This is a genomic window from Terriglobales bacterium (assembly GCA_035487355.1).
Classification (GTDB): domain Bacteria; phylum Acidobacteriota; class Terriglobia; order Terriglobales; family Acidobacteriaceae; genus QIAW01.
In genome coordinates this window covers 1-17493 of sequence record DATHMF010000030.1, presented here as the reverse complement: position 1 = coordinate 17493, position 17493 = coordinate 1, and the positions used below count along the sequence as shown (strand labels likewise).

The window sequence follows — 17493 nt, the reverse complement described above, 5'->3', positions numbered from 1 at the left end:
ACGAACCTCCCCCCGCGCGATCTGGCACTCGGAAGTATTATGGTCGAAAGCACAGTCTAAACTCCGTCCGCCCAAGGGAGGTATGGACGTAGCAGAGCCTCTTTTCTGCAGATACTATCACAGCTTGCAAGTCAGGCTCTGCACTAAAGTACACCGCCCCGGTTAGCTCTAAGGGCACATGACATCTGCCAGTTCGCTGAGATGTTTCGGGCAAACAATTGGTTTTCTTTGGCACCTCAGTTAGTAAGCACTTCAGGCATGCCCTCCTAACTTTCACGAACCACACAAGATATAACCTGCGGCGCCCCGAACTTATTCCAGGTTGATGTTAGAATCATCTTTCGCATGGCTGAAATCCTCCCTTTCCAGGCACTGCGGTACGATGCGGTGCGTTACCCGATTTCTAATCTGGTGACTCAACCTTACGACAAAATCACCCCAGAGATGCAGCGGCGCTATTATGCCGCCAGCCCCCATAACCTGGTACGTATCATCCTGGGGGAACAGTTTGCCGCAGACGGCCCACAGCAAAACGTCTATACCCGTGCCGCCGAATATTTGAAAACCTGGCAGGCTGAAAAAGTCCTGTTGCAGGATGCCAAGCCTTCTATCTATCTCTATACCCAGGAATTCACCGCTCCCGGCTACAGCGCTCCGGTTCATACGCGCAGGGGTTTCATTGCCCTGGGCAAGATTTGCGAGTACTCCGAGGGCGTGGTTCATCGTCACGAACAGACGCTTTCCAAGCCGAAAAGCGACCGCCTGAACTTGCTGCGTGCTACCCGCGCACACTTTGGCCAGATTTTCATGCTGTACAACGACCCTAAATCAGAGGTCGAAGGGTTGCTGGCGCAAAACCGCGAGGCCGATATCAGCGTGCGCGATGAATATGAAGTTCGGCACTCATTGTGGGCAGTCAACGAGCCAGAAATCATCGCGAGCGTTCGCCAGGTGATGGCCGACAAGAAACTTCTCATCGCCGATGGACATCACCGCTACGAAACCGCCCTCAATTACCGGAATGAACGCAGAGCGGCGGCGCCTGCAGCCCAGCCCGCCCCCTGGGATTACGTCATGATGACCTTGATCAACATGGCAAGCCCCGGCCTGCTGATTTTGCCGACACACCGCGTGGTCTCCGGACTTGCATCTTTTGACGAACCGGGCTTTTACCAGGCAGCAAAAAAATATTTCTCTATCGAGCAGCTTGACGCAAAGCTTCCAGACGGCGAACTGGTGCAGAAACTAAGAGACGCAGGGAAAAACGGCGTTGCCCTGCTGGCTGCCGCCAAAAACACAGTCTCACTGCTGCGAAGTTTACCCGCTGCCCAACAGGCGCTTGCCGGGCTGCCCGAGCAACAGCGCCAACTGGATGTAACCCAACTGCACAAATTGTTGCTGGAAGGAGCGCTGGGCATGTCCGAGGAATCGATCCGCAATCAGGAGCACATTCGATATCTTCGTGATGCCTCAGAGGCCCTGCAACTGGTGCGCTCCGGCAGTGCAAATATTGCGTTCCTCATGAACCCGGTGCGTATTGAGCAGATGCGCGACGTGGCTTTCGCCGGAGACGTTATGCCGCAGAAATCCACGGACTTTTATCCTAAACTCTTAAGTGGACTGACCATTTATGCGCTGGAATAAAGAGGTGTTGTTGCAGCGGCAATTCCGAATCACCGGAATTGCGGTTGCCGTCTCTTTATGTTTCCTGGTGGCGCGCCCGGCGGAAGATAAACAACTCACCATCATTACGCCCCAGAGCAGCTTCTCTGTTCTTCTTCAGGAACGCGAGGGCAAGGAATATGTTGATCTTCAGAACATCCTCGATCAACTGGGACACACCTCTGCCACGATCGAGGGAGACAATTTCAAGCTCCGCTACGACCGCCTAGAGGCGCATTTTAAGTCCGGACAAACCAGCGGCAAGGTCGGCAACACTTCTGTACAGCTCGCAAGCAAATTTCTTCTCGAAAATGACCACGGGCTCGTGCCCTTCGCCTCGCTGGTGGAACTATTACCGCACTTTACAGGTGGACACGCCGAATATCACGAAATCTCCCGGCGGCTCTTTGTCAACGGCGGAGGCACGCGATTTTCCGCAGAGCTGAAGAAAGGAACACCCAGCACCCTGGCGCTTTCTTTCACAGCATCCGTGAACCCGCGCATCACCTCAGAAGGAGGCAAACTGCGGCTCTCCTTCAGCCATGACCCGCTGGCGATGACGGCACAAAACCTGAAGTATGACGACCCGCTCATTACCTCTGTGCACTACTCCGAAAATGAAAACGGAGGCGAGATGGTGATCGAGGCTTCTGAGCCCCTGCTGGCAAGTTTCAGCGATAAGGGCAAAACGATTGTCCTTTCAGCGGCCCCTAAACTGGCGACGGCCACCTCGCCGGCGGAAACGCAGACAGCCAGCGGGACTCCTGCTGCCAATAGCACGGCTGCGACAGAGAGCAATCCTAACTCACCTGTTGCGGCCAGCTCCGGATCAGCGATTTTGGGCGAGCCTAGTGTGCCGCATACGCGTTATTTAATTGTGATTGATCCCAGCCACGGCGGCTCCGAACGCGGCGCCGCACTCAGCGACAAGTTGGCGGAAAAAGATATAACCCTGGCCATTGCCCGCCGGCTGCGCGCCGAACTGAATGACCGTGGCCTGGTAACGTTCATGATCCGCGACTCTGATTCCACCATCTCGCTCGACCAGCGGGCGGCGGTGACCAACACGTCGCGCGCCGCGGTTTATGTCGCTATCCACGCCGGTACCCTGGGGCACGGAGTGCGGGTTTACACTTCCATGCTGCCTGAAACTGCTCCTGCGCCCGGCACTTTCCTTCCCTGGGAAACGGCGCAGTCAGGGTACGTGCACAACAGTAGAATTCTGGCTTACTCGGTGATAGATCAAATCACCAAGAACCAGTCCAAACTTCCGGTCGCGATGATGCCTGCCCCAGTGCGACCGCTGAACAATATTGCCGGGGCCGCCATCGCAATTGAAGTTGCACCGCAAAATGGTGACGCAGAAAGCCTGACCAACAGCAACTATCAGCAGATGGTTGCCAACTCGCTGGCCGCCGCTATCGTCTCTGTGCGAAGCAGCCTGGAGCAGCCGCGATGATTCCACGCCATGTGCAAATCTCGTTCGCCTTGCTGCTGGCCGGAATCTTCAGCGTTGGCTTCTACATGCTGAGCTTGAAGCACAGAGCCGAGACCAGCACCTGGCACAGCACCGACTCTACGCTGTTGGCCCCACCGGTAAGCGCCGCCGCCGAACCAGTAACACTTTATGTTGCCTATGATGACCTGGGCGTGCTGCGCAAGCGCACTACGATGGTGGCGCTGCCGAGTGAGACTCCGGCAAGAGCACGGACGATTTTGCGAACCTTGCTGACCGAGTACCTGCAGGAAACCTCGCCGCATCCGATTGGCGCGGGATCAGACGTCAACGATGTTTACATGGTGAACCAGAACCTGGCGGTCGTTGATTTGAACAGCACCTTTGCCGACACTCACCGCTCTGGAGTGTGGGAAGAAACTTTGACCGTGGATTCGATGATCGCCACGCTTTCCGCCAATATCCCCGAGATCAAGCAAGTAAAAATCCTGGTAGATGGACAAGAGCGCGAGACCCTGGCCGGCCACGCCGACCTGATCACAGTCTATGACGCAAGCGTCGTGAACCAGTTGGTACAAGCATTGCAATAAAACCTGAATTCCTCATGGCTAAAATCACTAGATCTCGTGCTGCTAAACATCCGCCCAACATCGGAGTTTTCGATTCTGGCATGGGTGGACTTACTGTTCTCAAAGAACTGATCCGGCTTTTTCCCCACGCCCACTACCAGTATTTCGGCGACACAGCGCGCTTGCCCTACGGATCAAAGTCCGCAGAAACCGTGGCCAAGTACGCTAAATCCAGCGCGCGCTTCCTGCAAAGCCGGGGAGCTGATTTGCTGGTCGTTGCCTGCAACACCGCTACGGCCCTGGCACTGGGACCGATCAAAGATGCGCTCCGCATCCCCGTCATCGGAGTGGTTGAGCCTGGCGCTTCCCGTGCATCTGAGGTCAGCCAAAGCCGTAAAGTGGCGGTCATTGCGACCGAGGCTACGGTTTCCAGTCATGCCTATCAGCGGGCCCTGAAAAAACGTGGCATCGAGGCGCGGGAGAAGGCCTGCCCACTTTTTGTCCCACTCGTAGAAGAAGGATGGACCGAGCACAGCGTTACCCGGCAAGTTGCCGAGATTTATCTGAATGAATTGTTCGCCGACGATTCGGAGACGGATGTTCTTTTGCTGGGCTGCACACACTATCCTTTGCTGAGTGCTCTGCTTCGTAGCCTCACTCCGCCGCGGGTTGCCATCGTAGACTCAGCCGAATCCACGGCAGATGCCGTAGTACGGCACTTCAAAAAAACCAAAGCCCACGATCCTGCTCAATCAAAAAATTCTTTGCCCAAACTCTCTTTCTTCGCTACTGACTCGGTAGAAAAATTCCAGCGCATAGGCGAACGCTTCCTGGGCCAGCGCATCGAAGAAGTGAAACTCGTGCAGCTCAAGAGCTAACTCCAAGCTCTCAGTTCCGAGCTTCAAGCAAGAGCTTTCCTGTAGTGGTTCAGTTTGAAGTAGCGCCGGCGTCCCGCCGGCTGTCGTGTGGGCATCTTGCCCACGCATTTTCGCCGCGTTTAAGATTTTTATCTTTCTGTGAGATGATCTCAGATTGCCTCCGCTTGCAGCTTGGAGCTGAGAGCTTGGAGCCGCCTTCCAATGATCTATCGATCTGACAATCGCACACCGGAGCAGATGCGTCCGGTGAAGATAATTACGGACTACATCACCACAGCCGAAGGCTCGGCGTTGATTGAGGTGGGCAACACGCGCGTCATCTGTACCGCCTCCGTGGAAGAAAGCGTACCCTCATTTTTGCGCAACAGCGGCAAGGGCTGGATCACCAGCGAGTACGCCATGATTCCGCGCTCCACGCTCACGCGTACCCCGCGCGAATCGGCCAAGGGACGCATCGGCGGCAGGACGCACGAGATCCAGCGCCTCATCGGCCGATCGCTGCGCGCCGTAACCGATCTCGCCCGCCTGGGCGAACGCAGCATCTTCATTGACTGCGACGTCATTCAGGCCGATGGCGGTACACGTACTGCCAGCATCACCGGCGCATTCGTGGCGCTGGGCTTGGCCATGCAAAAGCTGGTAGAGGCGGGCACGCTTACCTCCGCTCCCATCCGCGACTACGTGGCCGCAACCAGCGTGGGCGTTGTGGATGGTGAAGTGCTGCTCGATCTTGCCTATGAAGAAGACTCCCGCGCCGAAGTGGATATGAACCTGGTAATGACCGGCGGCAAAAAGATTGTGGAGATCCAGGGCACAGCCGAACAACATCCCTTCGATGACGCACAGCTCAAAAAGATGATGGACCTTGCGCGCAAAGGAATCGAGTCCCTGATCGCCAAACAGCAGGCCGTGCTGGGGAGCCTGCTCCTAAGACAATGAGGCTGGAATGGTCAATGGTCTGGCTTTCAATTTGATGAATAACGACGATAGGGCAGCAATGCTTATCCTTTTTCTCTGCTCATTTGCGATGTCGTTGTATATATTTCTCAACCCGACAGAAGTAAGAAAGGCTAATCAGAGCGAGCGATACAAGCGTTTCGGGTTCGGATCAAAACCAATCTGGTTTTTTCGAGTTTTTGGCTTACTTGGGATCATCCTTAACCTTTTCTTACTTTATACCGTCTTCCACAAACCAAGCTGATATCAACAGCCCGGCTCTTCGTCATCATTTGTCGGTTACAAATTCGTGGAATCGAGTCGCTGATCACCAAACAGCAGGCCGTACTGGGGAGCTTGCTCTTGCGTCAGTGAAGCTATTGTGAGGTGCTTCCGTTACCCTCGCCGGCGCCGTCAATTATCTTTCCTTTTGTATCATCTTTCTGCGGCTTAGGTTGACCATACAACCAACTCGCCAGGATGTAGGCCACCAAAAAGAATAGGCTGGCTCGAACTACTCCCGAAATGACAAGGCCTGCTCTCATACCCTCCGGCACGGCCCCGAGGGTATCTCTGACAGCGTGATTGAAAAGGCTTGCGGCAAGCAATTCAAGCGGAGTGGAAAAGATTCCAATAAGACTTCCAAGCCCATTGGCCAGCATCCAAGCAATGACAAACCCTCCAATAAAGTCGCGCAGCAGCACCTGTCGAAGCCGGCCCAACACAACACCTCCGTGTAGTGCACGATTATATCGTGGCAGCCCTCTCTGTACGTAAGCTGACACCAGCAATCACCGTGCGTTGCTGGCGCGCAAAGGCATCTCGCGATAAATGCAGGACGCTACTGAATCTCCACGAGACCTGCTTTTGGTTTACTATGCGCATGAGGTCTAAACATGCGAATGCGCAAGTCTCTATTTCTTCCGCTGATCCTGCTTGCAACCTTCTGCCAGGCACAGACAGCAAACACGCCTCTCAAGATACCTTTTCGACCTGACCCCAATCTGTACCGCTCAGACGCCGATGCGCAGCAGGAAATTGCGCACACCATGAGTGAAGCGGGCAAAGAACATAAGCGCGTGATCCTTGTCTTTGGCGCCAGTTGGTGTGGAGACTGCTACGCGCTCGACTACGGTTTTCATCAGCCGCGGGTAGAGCCGCTGTTGAACGCCAACTTCAAGGTGGTACACGTGGATGTTGGCCGCTTCGACAAGAACCTGGATCTGGTGAAGAAATACCACGTTGACCTGGAAAAAGGCATTCCATCTTTGGCCGTCCTGACGCCGGAAGGTAAGGTGCTTGATGCAACCGCAGAATTTGAAAGCGCCCGGGGCATGTCGGAAGAAGACATCATCCAATTCCTGAATACCTGGAAGCCGCCCGCTCCGCCGCAGAAGTAAGGCTCTCGGCTGGAGCGCGAAATTTGTCAAACCGAAATTAAGAATACGGCCTGGTGACGACGGTCGCACGGGAACCGGTGCGCGTGCGTTACAATTACTCTTTTAATTAGTTATTCTTTTTGTTGTCACATACAGGAGGATGTCATGAAGCTCACCCCGGGGAAACTCGCCGGATTAAAGAATCTCGCCGATAAGCGCGGCGTCATCGCCGCCGCCGCCATGGACCAGCGCGGCTCACTGCAGAAGTCCCTGGCCAAGGAAAAGGGCGGGGAGATTACCGATGCCAACATGGAAGAATTCAAGATTGTCGTGAGCCAGGTGCTCACGCAGTATGCCAGCGCCATCTTACTGGATCCCGAGTGGGGGCTGCCGGCTGCCAAGGCCCGCAACAAGAACTCCGGCCTGCTGCTCGCCTATGAAAAGACAGGCTACGACAAGACCGAGCCCGGCCGTTTGCCCGATTTACTGGGCGACTGGTCGGCTAAGCGGCTGAAAGAAGCCGGCGCCGATGCCGTCAAGATCCTGCTTTACTACACTCCCACCGATGGCGACAAGATCAACAACGTTAAACACGCCTGGGCGGAGCGCATTGGCGACGAGTGCCGCGCCAACGACATTCCATACTTCCTCGAACTGGTGGGATACGAAGAAGGCGTGGATGAAAAAGGCCTGGAATATGCCAAGAAAAAGCCGGAGATCGTGACCAAAAGCATGGCCGAGTTCACCAAAGACAGATATGGGGTAGACGTGCTGAAGGTCGAAATCCCCGTCAACATGAAGTTTGTCGAAGGCACCAAGGCCTTCGGCGGCCAGAAAGCTTACACCAAGCAGGAGGCCAAGGATCTTTTCCGCCGCACGGCCGAGGCCACCAACAAGCCCTTCATTTATCTCTCTGCCGGCGTCAGCAACGCCGAGTTCACCGAGTCTTTGGAGTTGGTAGCCGAGTCGGGCGTGAAGTTCGCCGGAGTACTGTGCGGACGCGCCACCTGGAAAGATGGCATCCCGGTTTACGCCAAGCAAGGGCGCAAGGCCTTTGAAGATTGGATGAACACAGAGGGCGTAAAGAATATTCAAAATGTTAACGAGCGCCTGAAGGCCGCAACCCCGTGGTACGAGATGTATGGCGTACGCTCAGAAGCCGAGTTAGTTGGAGCGTAAATACAGTTCTCAGGTCGGAATTAAGAAGGGCGCCAAGTGCGCCCTTTTTTATCTGTAGCAGTGCCCCCTATTTACCTTCGTGTCCTTCGTGAATACCTTAGTGTCCTTTGTGGTTAGCTTTTTCTTTACTCATAGCGCAATGCCTCAATGGGATCCATACGCGCCGCTTTGATGGCCGGCAGCATGCCGCTCACAATCCCCACGAGCATCAGAATAAAGGTTGAAACCAGCAGATTGACCGGCGAGATGACCAGGTGGATATCCGCCGCCTCGGCATTCTTGGCAATCACGCTGTACAAAGGAATTGCCCCTACAGCAAAAGAAATGGTGTAGGCCACGATGATGCCCAGCAGCCCGCCGACAATGGTGATGGCCAGCGCCTCCGCCAGAAACTGAAACAGGATATCGCGCCGGCGCGCCCCCAGGGCTTTTTCCACGCCGATCTCGCGCGTGCGCTGAGTCACCGAGACCAGCATGATATTCATGAGCCCGATGCCGCCGATGCCCAGCGTCAGCGTGCCGATAAAGGCCAGAAAGACCTCGAGCGCCACAGTGATGATCTGCCAGTTGTTGACCGACTTCATGGTGTTCCAGACAAAGACCGCCCGCGGGTCCTTGGGATTGAAGTTGTGATAACTGGCCAGCACGCTGCGGATATTGCCTTCAATCTTCTCGTATTCGGTGCCTTCGTAGCCGATCCATATGCCATCGAGGTAGTGCATGTCTTTCAGGTCACTCATAGTGTTGAAGGGAATGTAGATTATGTCGTTGATATTGTCGTCCCCTTCCTGCATGTGCGCTGCAAGCACGCCGATGACCTGAAAGGTGATGCCGTGTATGCGAATGTTTTCACCTACCGCGAACTCGCCTGAAAACAGCTTGGTTTTTGCATCGGAGCTCAGCACGGCCACGCGGGCGTGCTGCATTTCGTCCTCGGGACCGTAAAACCGTCCACTTTCCACTTGAATTGCGCGGATGTACTGTATGTCTGGGGTCAAGCCATTGGCGGGGAGTTGGAAGGAGCGATTGTCACGCTCGACGTCGGTTTGCATCCAACCCTCCGGGCTGATATGGCGCACCAGCGGCACCAGGTCCTGAATGTGCTGCACGTCATCCAGAGTGAAGCGTATTGCCGTGCCGGCCTTGGCGCCACCCGCCTGCAGAGAAGTGCGCCCCGGCCAGATGCCCATCATCTGCAAACCAAAATTAGAAAATATGTTGTGGATAGCGCGCCCGAATCCGGCGCCATAAGCCAGCAGCAAGACCACGGTCGCGATGCCCCAGGCCATGCCCAGCATGGTGAGCGCGGTGCGCCGGCGATTGTAACGCATGGCGGAATAGGCTTGCCCGAGAAGATCGTGGACCATCTAAAGGCGGCTCCTAGCTGCTAGCTTCTAGCTGTGTTTGGTTCTTGATAGCTCTTAGCTTGTGGCTCTTAGCTTTTGGCTCTTAGCTCTTACCTTCCCTCGCGATAAGAATTTAGCTTCATCCTTCTTCCTTCGTACTTCATACTTCCTATTCCCTTCTCAACGCCTCCACCGGAGTAAGCAGCGCGGCTTTGCGCGCAGGATACAACCCCGCCACGATCCCCGCAGCAGAAAGCGAAATCACCGCCAGCGCCGCCGACATGGGCACCAGGTGTGGCGGATCAAAGCCGTTAGGAGGCTCAAACATTCCCAGCCCCGCCATCAGAGCAGCCGCGGCCCCGATCCCCATGCCTCCACTGAGTGTGGTAAGAAATGCGCCTTCGAGGAAAAACTGCGACATGATATTGCGATTGGTCGCGCCCAGCGCCTTCCTGAGACCGATTTCATGCGTCCGTTCGGTCACCGAGACCAGCATGATGTTGATGATGCCAATGGCGCCCAGCATGAGCGTGACCATGCCGACGCCGCCCAGGAACACGTCCATGGCGGTAAAGATCTTGCCGACCTGCTCTTCGCTCTGTATGGTGTCCCAGCCTTCGAACGCATCTTTGTTGTGATAATCAAAGCCGTGGTTGCGGCCGATGATCCTGTGCACCTCTTCGATGGCCGCGGCATGCTGCTCGCGGCTGACCGGACGAAAGTTGAGCGCCGAAATATCGTCAGGCGTCTGCTCGCTCTTCATGGGAAAGTACATTCGCATGGTGCTGAAGGGAATATAGACGCGCATGTTGTTCTGGTTGTTCTCTTGCCGTCCGATGTTGGAAAGCACTCCGATCACTTCAAAGCGGATTCCGTTCAGCAGAATGGTGCTGCCGATAGCCGGCCTTCCGGGAAAGAGGTTGCGCATCATCTGAAACCCGAGCACACAGACAGCGCGGTGCTCGGCTACATCGTCGTCATTCAACCAGCGGCCCTCGCCCATCGGGGTGAAACGAATGTTGCTGAAATCGGGAAGGCTGCCGCTCACCGCCCCGCTGGAGCTGGCAAAATCGCTTATCGCCCGCAGGTCGCCCCGGTTGATGATAGGAACAACGTAGCGCACCAGTTGCGCTTCATTCTTGACATCGAGGTAGTCTTTGTAAGTAAGAAAGTAAGGACGCATGCCCTGATGCTGTCCGGATACGGCGGGAATGCGGCCGGACCAAACGAAGATGATGTCCTGGCCGACGGTCGCCAGGTTTTTCTGCTGGCCGGAGCGGAAGCCCTCGCCCACGCCCACCAGCAGCAGAAGTGATCCCACTCCCCAGGCAATACCGAACATGGTCAGGAACGAGCGCAGCTTATGCGCCCAAAGTGTGCGCATCGTCTGCAGAAAGATGTCGAGCAGCATCTGCATGAAACAGCAGTCCTCAGTCGTTAGTCCTCAGTCCTCAGTCTTACAAAGACTACCTGATGCTCATCCCTAAGCGTCATTCTATTAGACGTGTAGACGTGCTCTAACAATGAAGTTTTGAAATCCGCGCAAATCCGTGTAATCCGCGGTAAGCCTTTACTCTACTCGTAGCGTAAAGCCTCAATAGGATCCATGCGCGCCGCTTTGATGGCGGGGAGCATGCCGCTCACCAATCCCACGAAGGCCAGAATCAATGTGGCCGTCAGCAGGATTGAGGGATCAATTTTTAAATGGATGTCCCCTTCACCGGCATCTTTCACGAAAGCGCCAAACAGAGTCAGCGACCCGACACACCAGGAAACAATGTAGGCCAGAATCACGCCGGCAATGCCTCCTGCGGCGGTGATGGCCATGGCTTCCGCCAGGAATTGAAAGAGGATGTGGCGTTTGCGCGCACCCAGCGCTTTTTCGACGCCTATCTCGCGCGTGCGCTGCGTGACCGAGACCAGCATGATGTTCATCAGACCAATGCCGCCGATGCCCAGGGTGAGCGTGCCGATAAAGGCCAGCAGGATCTTGATGCCGGTGGTCACGATGCGGAACTCCTGGACGTCTTGCATGAGGTTCCAGACGAAGATGGCGCGCTTGTCCTTAGCATCAAAGTTATGGTGGGCCGCCATGCTCTGACGGACCGCGTTTTCCACCTTCTCGTTGTTGGGGCCCTCGTATTCCATGAAGATTCCGTTCACGTATTGCGTGTCTTTGATCTGGCCCATCGTGCTGAAAGGGATAAAGACGCGGTTATTGTCGTTATCATCGCCGTCGGTGACCTTGCGCTGCAAGACACCGACGATTTGAAAGGAGAGGCCATTCACGCGCACGCTTTCCCCAATGGCCGGCTTGCCGGAAAACAGCTTGTCTTTCAGCTCCGAACCCATGACGGCAGAGAGCGAATGCTGTTGTTCATCCTGTTCGTTGAGCAGCCTGCCCTCAGAGACGGTCATATTGCGGATGTCCTGATAGCTGGGATAGACGCCACTGGTGGAGATGATGGCGCTGCGCGTGTCATATTGCGCCGTGGCGTTGTTTATGTCCACAAAAGGCGAGATGCGTTTGATGAGAGGAACCTCGGCGGTGAGAGCATCCACGTCTTCCATCTTGAAACGGATCTGCGCTCCGGCTTTGGTTCCACCAGCCTGGAGCGAGGTTCGTCCGGGAAAAACGCCGATCATGTTGGAGCCGAAGCTGGAGAAGAAATACATGATGGCACGCTCGAAGCCCGCGCCATAGGAGAGCAGCAGCACCACGGTAGCAATGCCCCACGCCATGCCCAGCATGGTCAGCGCCGAACGCCGGCGGTTATGCTTCAACGAACTGTATGCCTGCTCGAGCAAATCGGTGGTCATGTTTTAGCTCCTGGCTGCTAGCTGCTAGTTTCAAGCTCCTAGCTCCTAGCTTCTAGCTGTGTTTGGTCGTTTTAGCTCTTAGCTTTTGGCTCTTAGCTTTTGGCTCTTAGCTTTTAGCTTTTACTTTCAGCTTTCGCCCTGATCGCATCCCCAATAGCTTTTACTTTTCAGGAAGTGTCATCCTGAGCGTAGCGCCGCCAGAGCCTTTCCCAAACCATGCGGATGGGCGCGGAGTCGAAGGACCCCGAAAATATTTCAGTAGCCATGCTGCCTCAAGGCATTCCCTGAAGAATCTTCTAACTCTCTTCCTTCGCACTTCCTACTTCGCTTCCCTACTCGCTCCTCAACGCCTCGACCGGCGTCATCATAGCGGCCTTCCGCGCCGGATACAGCCCGGCAACAATACCGGCAAGCGCGAGGGAAGCAATGGCCAGCGCCGCCGACGTGGGCACCAGTTGCGGCGTATCAAAACCCTCAGGCTGGGGAAGATTGGAAAGCAGCGCCATCATCCCGGCGGCAACCGCCAATCCCGCGCCTCCACTCAGCAGCGTGAGAAACGCGCCCTCCAGGAAAAACTGCGTGAGCACGTTCTTGTTGGTCGCACCCAGGGCCTTGCGCAGTCCAATTTCTTTGGTGCGCTCGGTCACCGAAACCAGCATGATGTTGATAATGCCGATAGCGCCCAGTCCCAGCGTTACCATGCCCACGCCGCCCAGGAACAAATCCATCACATCGAAGATCTTTCCTACGGTCTTCATGTTTTCAATGGTGTCCCACTCCTCGAAGGCGTCTTTATCGTGCCAGTCGAAGGCGTGGCGCTGGGCGATGATCTGATGCACCTGCTGCTTGGCCAGCTCGTGCCCATCTGTGGTGAGCGGCTGGTAGTTGATGAATGAAATGGCGTCGTATTTGTTGTCGCCCTTGACCCGGAACAGGTCGCGCATGGTATTCACCGGCACAAAGAAGCGCAGGTTGGTGCCGCTGTTCCCTTCCTTGCCGATCTTTACCAGCACTCCGATAACTTCAAAACTCACATTGTTGAGCGTGATGGTGTTGCCCACCGCGGGGCGTCCGGGAAAAAGGTTCCTGCCCATCTCGGAGCCAATCACGGTCACGCGGCGGTGCTGGGCGTTATCCTCATCATTGATCCAGCGACCGGGCCCCATGTTAATGGTGCGGATCTTGTTGTACTCAGGCACGATGCCAAAGACTTCGCCGTTGGTGCTGGTGTAGTCGCTGACCGCGCTGATGTCCCCGCGCGAGAGGATGGGCGAAACGTAGCGCACTGCCTTGGCCCCGTCACGCACGGCAAGATAGTCATCGTAGGTCAACTGGTAAGGCCGGGCGGATATCTGGCTTCCCTGGACGGCTGGAACTCGGCCGGGAAAGATGAACATGATGTTCTCGCCAATATTGTTCAGCTCACGCCTCTGGCCGGAACGAAACCCTTCGCCCACCCCGACCAGCAACAGCAGCGAGCCCACACCCCAGGCAATGCCAAACATAGTCAGAAACGAGCGTAGCTTATGCGCCCAGAGGGTGCGTATGGTCTGCAGGAAGATATCAAGCAGTAACCGCATATAGAGAAGAATACGGAAAAAAGACGGCAAAGTTCCCTATTATTGGACGCACTTCAGCCAAGAAGGTTGGTTTAGATTTGGGTGCGCTTCAGTTTGAAGTGTGATGCGCCATGCAGTTTTTATAGAACCCGGAGCCGCGGGGTGGGGACTTGCTAGCTAGTGCCCAGAGCTCTAAAACAGCGCTGATCATCGCGTATTTGCTGGGGGAAACTGATGTCAGGGTGGGGACTAGCTGAGGGGCAGTTCCAAGTTCGCAGCTCCAAGCTCCAAGGAAAAGCAAACCCTTTTCGCCACGGATGAGGACGGATCAACACGGATCGAAGCAAACCCGCAGCTATCTGCGCGGTCGTGTGAGCGCTGCCTTCATGAATTTTCAAAGACCTCTAAGGGCATTATTCTAAGGGCTTCGCAGCCAAAACAAGGCTGCTTCGCCCTCGCGCTCCGCTCGCGCTGCATCGGCGCTCGCTCCGCGCTCACCCTATTCCGAGTAAGCCCCGCATCCTGGGATGCCTTTCCAAACTCTTAGTGCCTGCTACCGCCTTGTGCCCCTGAAGCGCGTGGCCGGGGCTGGCCTGGTGGCAGTCCGGGGAACCGTGCCGGTCACGAAGCCTTGATTGATTCCCTGTTTTCTCCACCAGGGCATGCAGGACGTGGCCACGGCGAGATAACGAGGCCCCAGGCCCGGAGGGTATACGGGTTGATTTTCTTGCGGCGGAGATGAGATGGGCTGCGCGGAAGGCGAGGCCGGGTTCATGACATCGTGGCCGTTCGATGGGGGTTCGTTTTGTTTATTCTTTTGCGAGGCTTTTGCCAGTGGCTGAACTTTCATCTGTTCCGGAGCTTGGGCGCTAGCATCGGATGCGGGGTTGATGCTCCGCTGCCAGCCTTGATCCGGTTGGTCTTGCTTTGCGTCTGGCTTTGGGTCTGACTGGCCTAGCGGGGAGAAGGGTTTCGGGGTAGAGGCTTCGGTGGTGTTCTTGTGAGGATCGAACACTTCCCCGGTGACAATATCCCTGACGACAAAGTTTACGCTTTCAATACGTTGTTTTTTGGCAGGGCGAGCGGCTTCGCGGTTGGCCTGGCGTTCGGTGCGCGCGTCGGACTCAAGGGTGCGGAGCACAGCGAGGGCGAAATGGCGGAGGAGGTTGGCGTCGCGGGAGTCAATCTTGCCCTGGCAGAACTGGCTGGCGGCTTCGTTTAAAAACTCGCGCACGCCGGAGGATTCGCCCATGGGTTTGGCGAGAAGGTAGGCCGCCAGCACGGGAATGGCCTGGGCATTCGCCTGGGCGTTGCGACCGCGGATGACTCCGCCGGCGCGGCGCGCTGCCGCCCTTTTCTCTTCGACTGCGGGATCGTGGAAGAAGCAATATTGACTGCCCTTGCGAGGATTGGCCTTACACTCGGTTCCGTCATTACGTTTGTGGCAGCAACGGGGTTGCTGGCCGGGGTTGGTTTTTACTCCAAAAAGCTCTGCGATTTTCATAGATATCCTTTCCGGTATCCCTTCCAGGGACACCTGAGGACCATGATGACGCACAATTGGTGAAAATCAACATTTTGATATCAGAGTGGTATCATTTGAACCTTTTTCGTCATGGTTGAATCATTCGATCTGGCCCGTTGGAGGCGCAGCAGAGAAACATATCCCACACACGCTGGCGCGCGAGTGGGCACCCGGCGTCATTGAAATCCGCGCTGATCCGCGTCAATCCGCGGCGAAAAGCCTTTGCTTTTTGACTGGCAACTGGCAACTGCTAGCTGGCAACTGCCCTCAGTCGACGGTCGGCTGCAAAGCGATCCGCCGCCGGTCTTCAAACCAGCGCGCAGTAGCGGCGCCGAAGATAAAACCGCCTACGTGCGCCAGGTAAGCCACTCCGCCGGTCTGTACATGGGCCACCGAGCCGGCGCTGAAGAGCTGGGTGAGGAACCAGAAACCGATTAAGAGAACGGCTGGGATAAAGGTGATCCGCGCAAAAATGAAGATGAACAAAACCGAGCGAATCTGATCGCGCGGATACGTGACCAGAAACGCGCCCATCACCGCGGCAATCGCGCCGCTGGCGCCCAGGTTAGGGACCGTGGAATGGGGGTCGGCGGCAACCTGGGCAAGCATGGCGACCACGCCGCCCAGCAGGTAGAAAACCGGATAGCGCCATCGGCCCATGGCATCTTCGATCTCAGGGCCGAAAGCCCACAGAAAGACCATGTTGCCGATGATGTGCGACCAACTGCCGTGCATGAACATGGCCGTCAGAATCGTGATCCAGTGATGGCCGGAGACAATTTGCGCGGGGATCGCAGACCACTGCATCACGAATGCGTCGCCACGCAACAGCTCGCGCACAAAAACAAACACGTTCACCAGGATGATCAGCACGGTGACGACAGGCATGCGTACCGGCCGCCGCGAAGCATCGCCAAGCGGGATCAAGCCTCCCATGTAATTTTTCCTCCGTTCGCTGGGCGAGGGAAGTATAAATAATAGGCAAGAGCAAAAGCTAACCGCGGATTTCACGGATTTGCGCGGATTTGGAAAGCATTCAGCATTCAGCACTCAGCAATCAGCATTCAGCCCCTGCAGTTCCTCGAAACTCGAAACCTGAAACTTGAAACTGCTTTCTGGCAACTGGCGGCTGGCGACTATTTGCTTTCCCTTGTAGCTTGCAGCTTGGAGCTTGTAGCTGTTTTTTAGACACTGTGTCAGGGCGTCCACGCTCGCCGCCGGCTCGAGAAAACTCTAAGTCGCGAAGAATCAACGCGGCCTCGATTGGCTGGTGCTTTGCACCTCCACGAGCAGCCCCAAGGAGGCCGTTATGAAACCGTCCGATGCATCCACCACGCCATCTATCAGTACAGTCAACCTTATTACTCTCTTGGCCGCGCTCGCCGTCGTGGCCGCTGCCGTCGCCTGGGCCCCATCGGCCGCGCTGGCCACGACCAACGCCAGGACGCCATCCGCCGAGAAGCCGCTTGTGCCGAAGCCTGTCACCTACAAGAGCCGCGACTACGGAGTCTCGTTTGTCTACCCATGGCAGTATGCGTTTGTGAACGCCAAGACCATCGCCAAATCCAGCGCCAACGCCTCGCTGCGTCCGAAGTCCGACGGTCACGACTCCCAGATCACGCTCGCCCGCATCGACATTCCCAAGGGCTTCTATGACGGGACCGACTTCGAAAGCGGATACTTCACCCTCAGCCTCGATCCGGAGATCGCCAGCGAGTCCGAATGCGAAGCGACGTTCCACGTGCTCGAAGGCGGCAAGATCGAGACAGACACCGTCAACGGAGTCGGCTTCGACTGGATCGACATCGAGACCGAAGACGGCGTCGAGGCATCGAAGGTCCGCCAGTATAAGACCTACAGCAACGGCACCTGCTACGAAGTCGAGATGGGAGTGAAGACCCGCAACCAGGATGGCCTGGCACGAGAAGTCAATCCTGACAGGGTCATGCTGCGCCTCGACGCAATTCTGCGGACCCTGCAGATCGCGCCCACCCAGAGGACTGTCACCGTGGAAACCGCAAGTTCGAACCGAAATCCAAACTAGACGATCCAAAAGCAGACGACCCGAAGACTGAGGATCCGAAATCGGCCCTCACACAACTGACAAAACAGGCCCTGGCGAAAAAGTTCGGCCCCCCCGCCACGGGCCTTTGTTTTCCTCCATGCCCTTGGTGTTTACATGTC

Annotated in this window: 16 protein-coding genes; 8 read left to right on the top strand and 8 right to left on the bottom strand. The window is 56.1% G+C overall.

Features of this window, described 5'->3' with window-relative positions; genetic code table 11:
• Positions 1-345 precede the first annotated feature (345 nt).
• The 5 genes from VK738_06810 (at position 346) to rph (ending at position 5504) form a co-directional block, all read left to right on the top strand.
• Positions 346-1644, top strand: a complete 1299-nt coding sequence (locus VK738_06810; GenBank protein HTD22345.1) for a DUF1015 domain-containing protein — start codon at positions 346-348, stop codon at positions 1642-1644.
• On the top strand, positions 1631-3121 hold the full coding sequence (locus VK738_06805) for an N-acetylmuramoyl-L-alanine amidase (GenBank protein HTD22344.1): 1491 nt from the start codon (positions 1631-1633) through the stop codon (positions 3119-3121). Before VK738_06810 ends, VK738_06805 begins: the two co-directional genes overlap by 14 nt.
• Positions 3118-3708: a GerMN domain-containing protein gene (locus tag VK738_06800; protein HTD22343.1), complete on the top strand. Its 591-nt coding sequence runs from the start codon at positions 3118-3120 to the stop codon at positions 3706-3708. Before VK738_06805 ends, VK738_06800 begins: the two co-directional genes overlap by 4 nt.
• Before the next feature lie 14 nt (positions 3709-3722).
• Positions 3723-4565 carry a glutamate racemase gene (gene murI / locus VK738_06795; GenBank protein ID HTD22342.1) on the top strand — a complete coding sequence of 281 codons (843 nt, stop codon included), beginning with the start codon at positions 3723-3725 and terminating at the stop codon, positions 4563-4565.
• 201 nt (positions 4566-4766) lie between these two features.
• On the top strand, positions 4767-5504 hold the full coding sequence (gene rph / locus VK738_06790; GenBank protein HTD22341.1) for a ribonuclease PH: 738 nt from the start codon (positions 4767-4769) through the stop codon (positions 5502-5504).
• Between the two features lie 374 nt (positions 5505-5878).
• Here rph and VK738_06785 read toward each other — a convergent pair whose 3' ends face one another.
• Entirely contained in the window at positions 5879-6223 is a 345-nt protein-coding gene (locus VK738_06785; protein HTD22340.1) for a hypothetical protein, read from the bottom strand.
• A gap of 174 nt (positions 6224-6397) precedes the next feature.
• Here VK738_06785 and VK738_06780 point away from each other — a divergent pair, with 174 nt between their 5' ends.
• Together VK738_06780 and VK738_06775 are read left to right on the top strand one after the other, a co-directional pair.
• On the top strand, positions 6398-6901 hold the full coding sequence (locus VK738_06780; GenBank protein ID HTD22339.1) for a thioredoxin family protein: 504 nt from the start codon (positions 6398-6400) through the stop codon (positions 6899-6901).
• A gap of 144 nt (positions 6902-7045) precedes the next feature.
• Complete coding sequence (locus tag VK738_06775; protein ID HTD22338.1) at positions 7046-8059, top strand: tagatose 1,6-diphosphate aldolase; 1014 nt, start codon at positions 7046-7048, stop codon at positions 8057-8059.
• A gap of 125 nt (positions 8060-8184) precedes the next feature.
• On the opposite strand, the gene VK738_06770 is transcribed toward VK738_06775, so the two are convergent.
• The 7 genes from VK738_06770 to VK738_06740 form a co-directional block, all read right to left on the bottom strand.
• Positions 8185-9426 carry an ABC transporter permease gene (locus tag VK738_06770; protein HTD22337.1) on the bottom strand — a complete coding sequence of 414 codons (1242 nt, stop codon included), beginning with the start codon at positions 9424-9426 and terminating at the stop codon, positions 8185-8187.
• A 148-nt stretch (positions 9427-9574) separates the two neighbouring features.
• Positions 9575-10822, bottom strand: a complete 1248-nt coding sequence (locus VK738_06765; GenBank protein HTD22336.1) for an ABC transporter permease — start codon at positions 10820-10822, stop codon at positions 9575-9577.
• A 158-nt stretch (positions 10823-10980) separates the two neighbouring features.
• Positions 10981-12225: an ABC transporter permease gene (locus VK738_06760; GenBank protein HTD22335.1), complete on the bottom strand. Its 1245-nt coding sequence runs from the start codon at positions 12223-12225 to the stop codon at positions 10981-10983.
• Between the two features lie 332 nt (positions 12226-12557).
• Positions 12558-13805, bottom strand: a complete 1248-nt coding sequence (locus VK738_06755) for an ABC transporter permease (GenBank protein ID HTD22334.1) — start codon at positions 13803-13805, stop codon at positions 12558-12560.
• 532 nt (positions 13806-14337) lie between these two features.
• Complete coding sequence (locus VK738_06750) at positions 14338-15288, bottom strand: hypothetical protein (GenBank protein ID HTD22333.1); 951 nt, start codon at positions 15286-15288, stop codon at positions 14338-14340.
• A 288-nt stretch (positions 15289-15576) separates the two neighbouring features.
• A complete protein-coding gene (locus VK738_06745) occupies positions 15577-16245 on the bottom strand; it encodes a rhomboid family intramembrane serine protease (GenBank protein HTD22332.1) in 669 nt (222 codons plus the stop codon).
• 312 nt (positions 16246-16557) lie between these two features.
• Positions 16558-16794 carry a hypothetical protein gene (locus tag VK738_06740; GenBank protein HTD22331.1) on the bottom strand — a complete coding sequence of 79 codons (237 nt, stop codon included), beginning with the start codon at positions 16792-16794 and terminating at the stop codon, positions 16558-16560.
• Here VK738_06740 and VK738_06735 point away from each other — a divergent pair.
• Positions 16778-17353: a hypothetical protein gene (locus VK738_06735; protein ID HTD22330.1), complete on the top strand. Its 576-nt coding sequence runs from the start codon at positions 16778-16780 to the stop codon at positions 17351-17353. The two genes, VK738_06740 and VK738_06735, sit on opposite strands and share 17 nt — an antisense overlap.
• Positions 17354-17493: the final 140 nt, after the last annotated feature.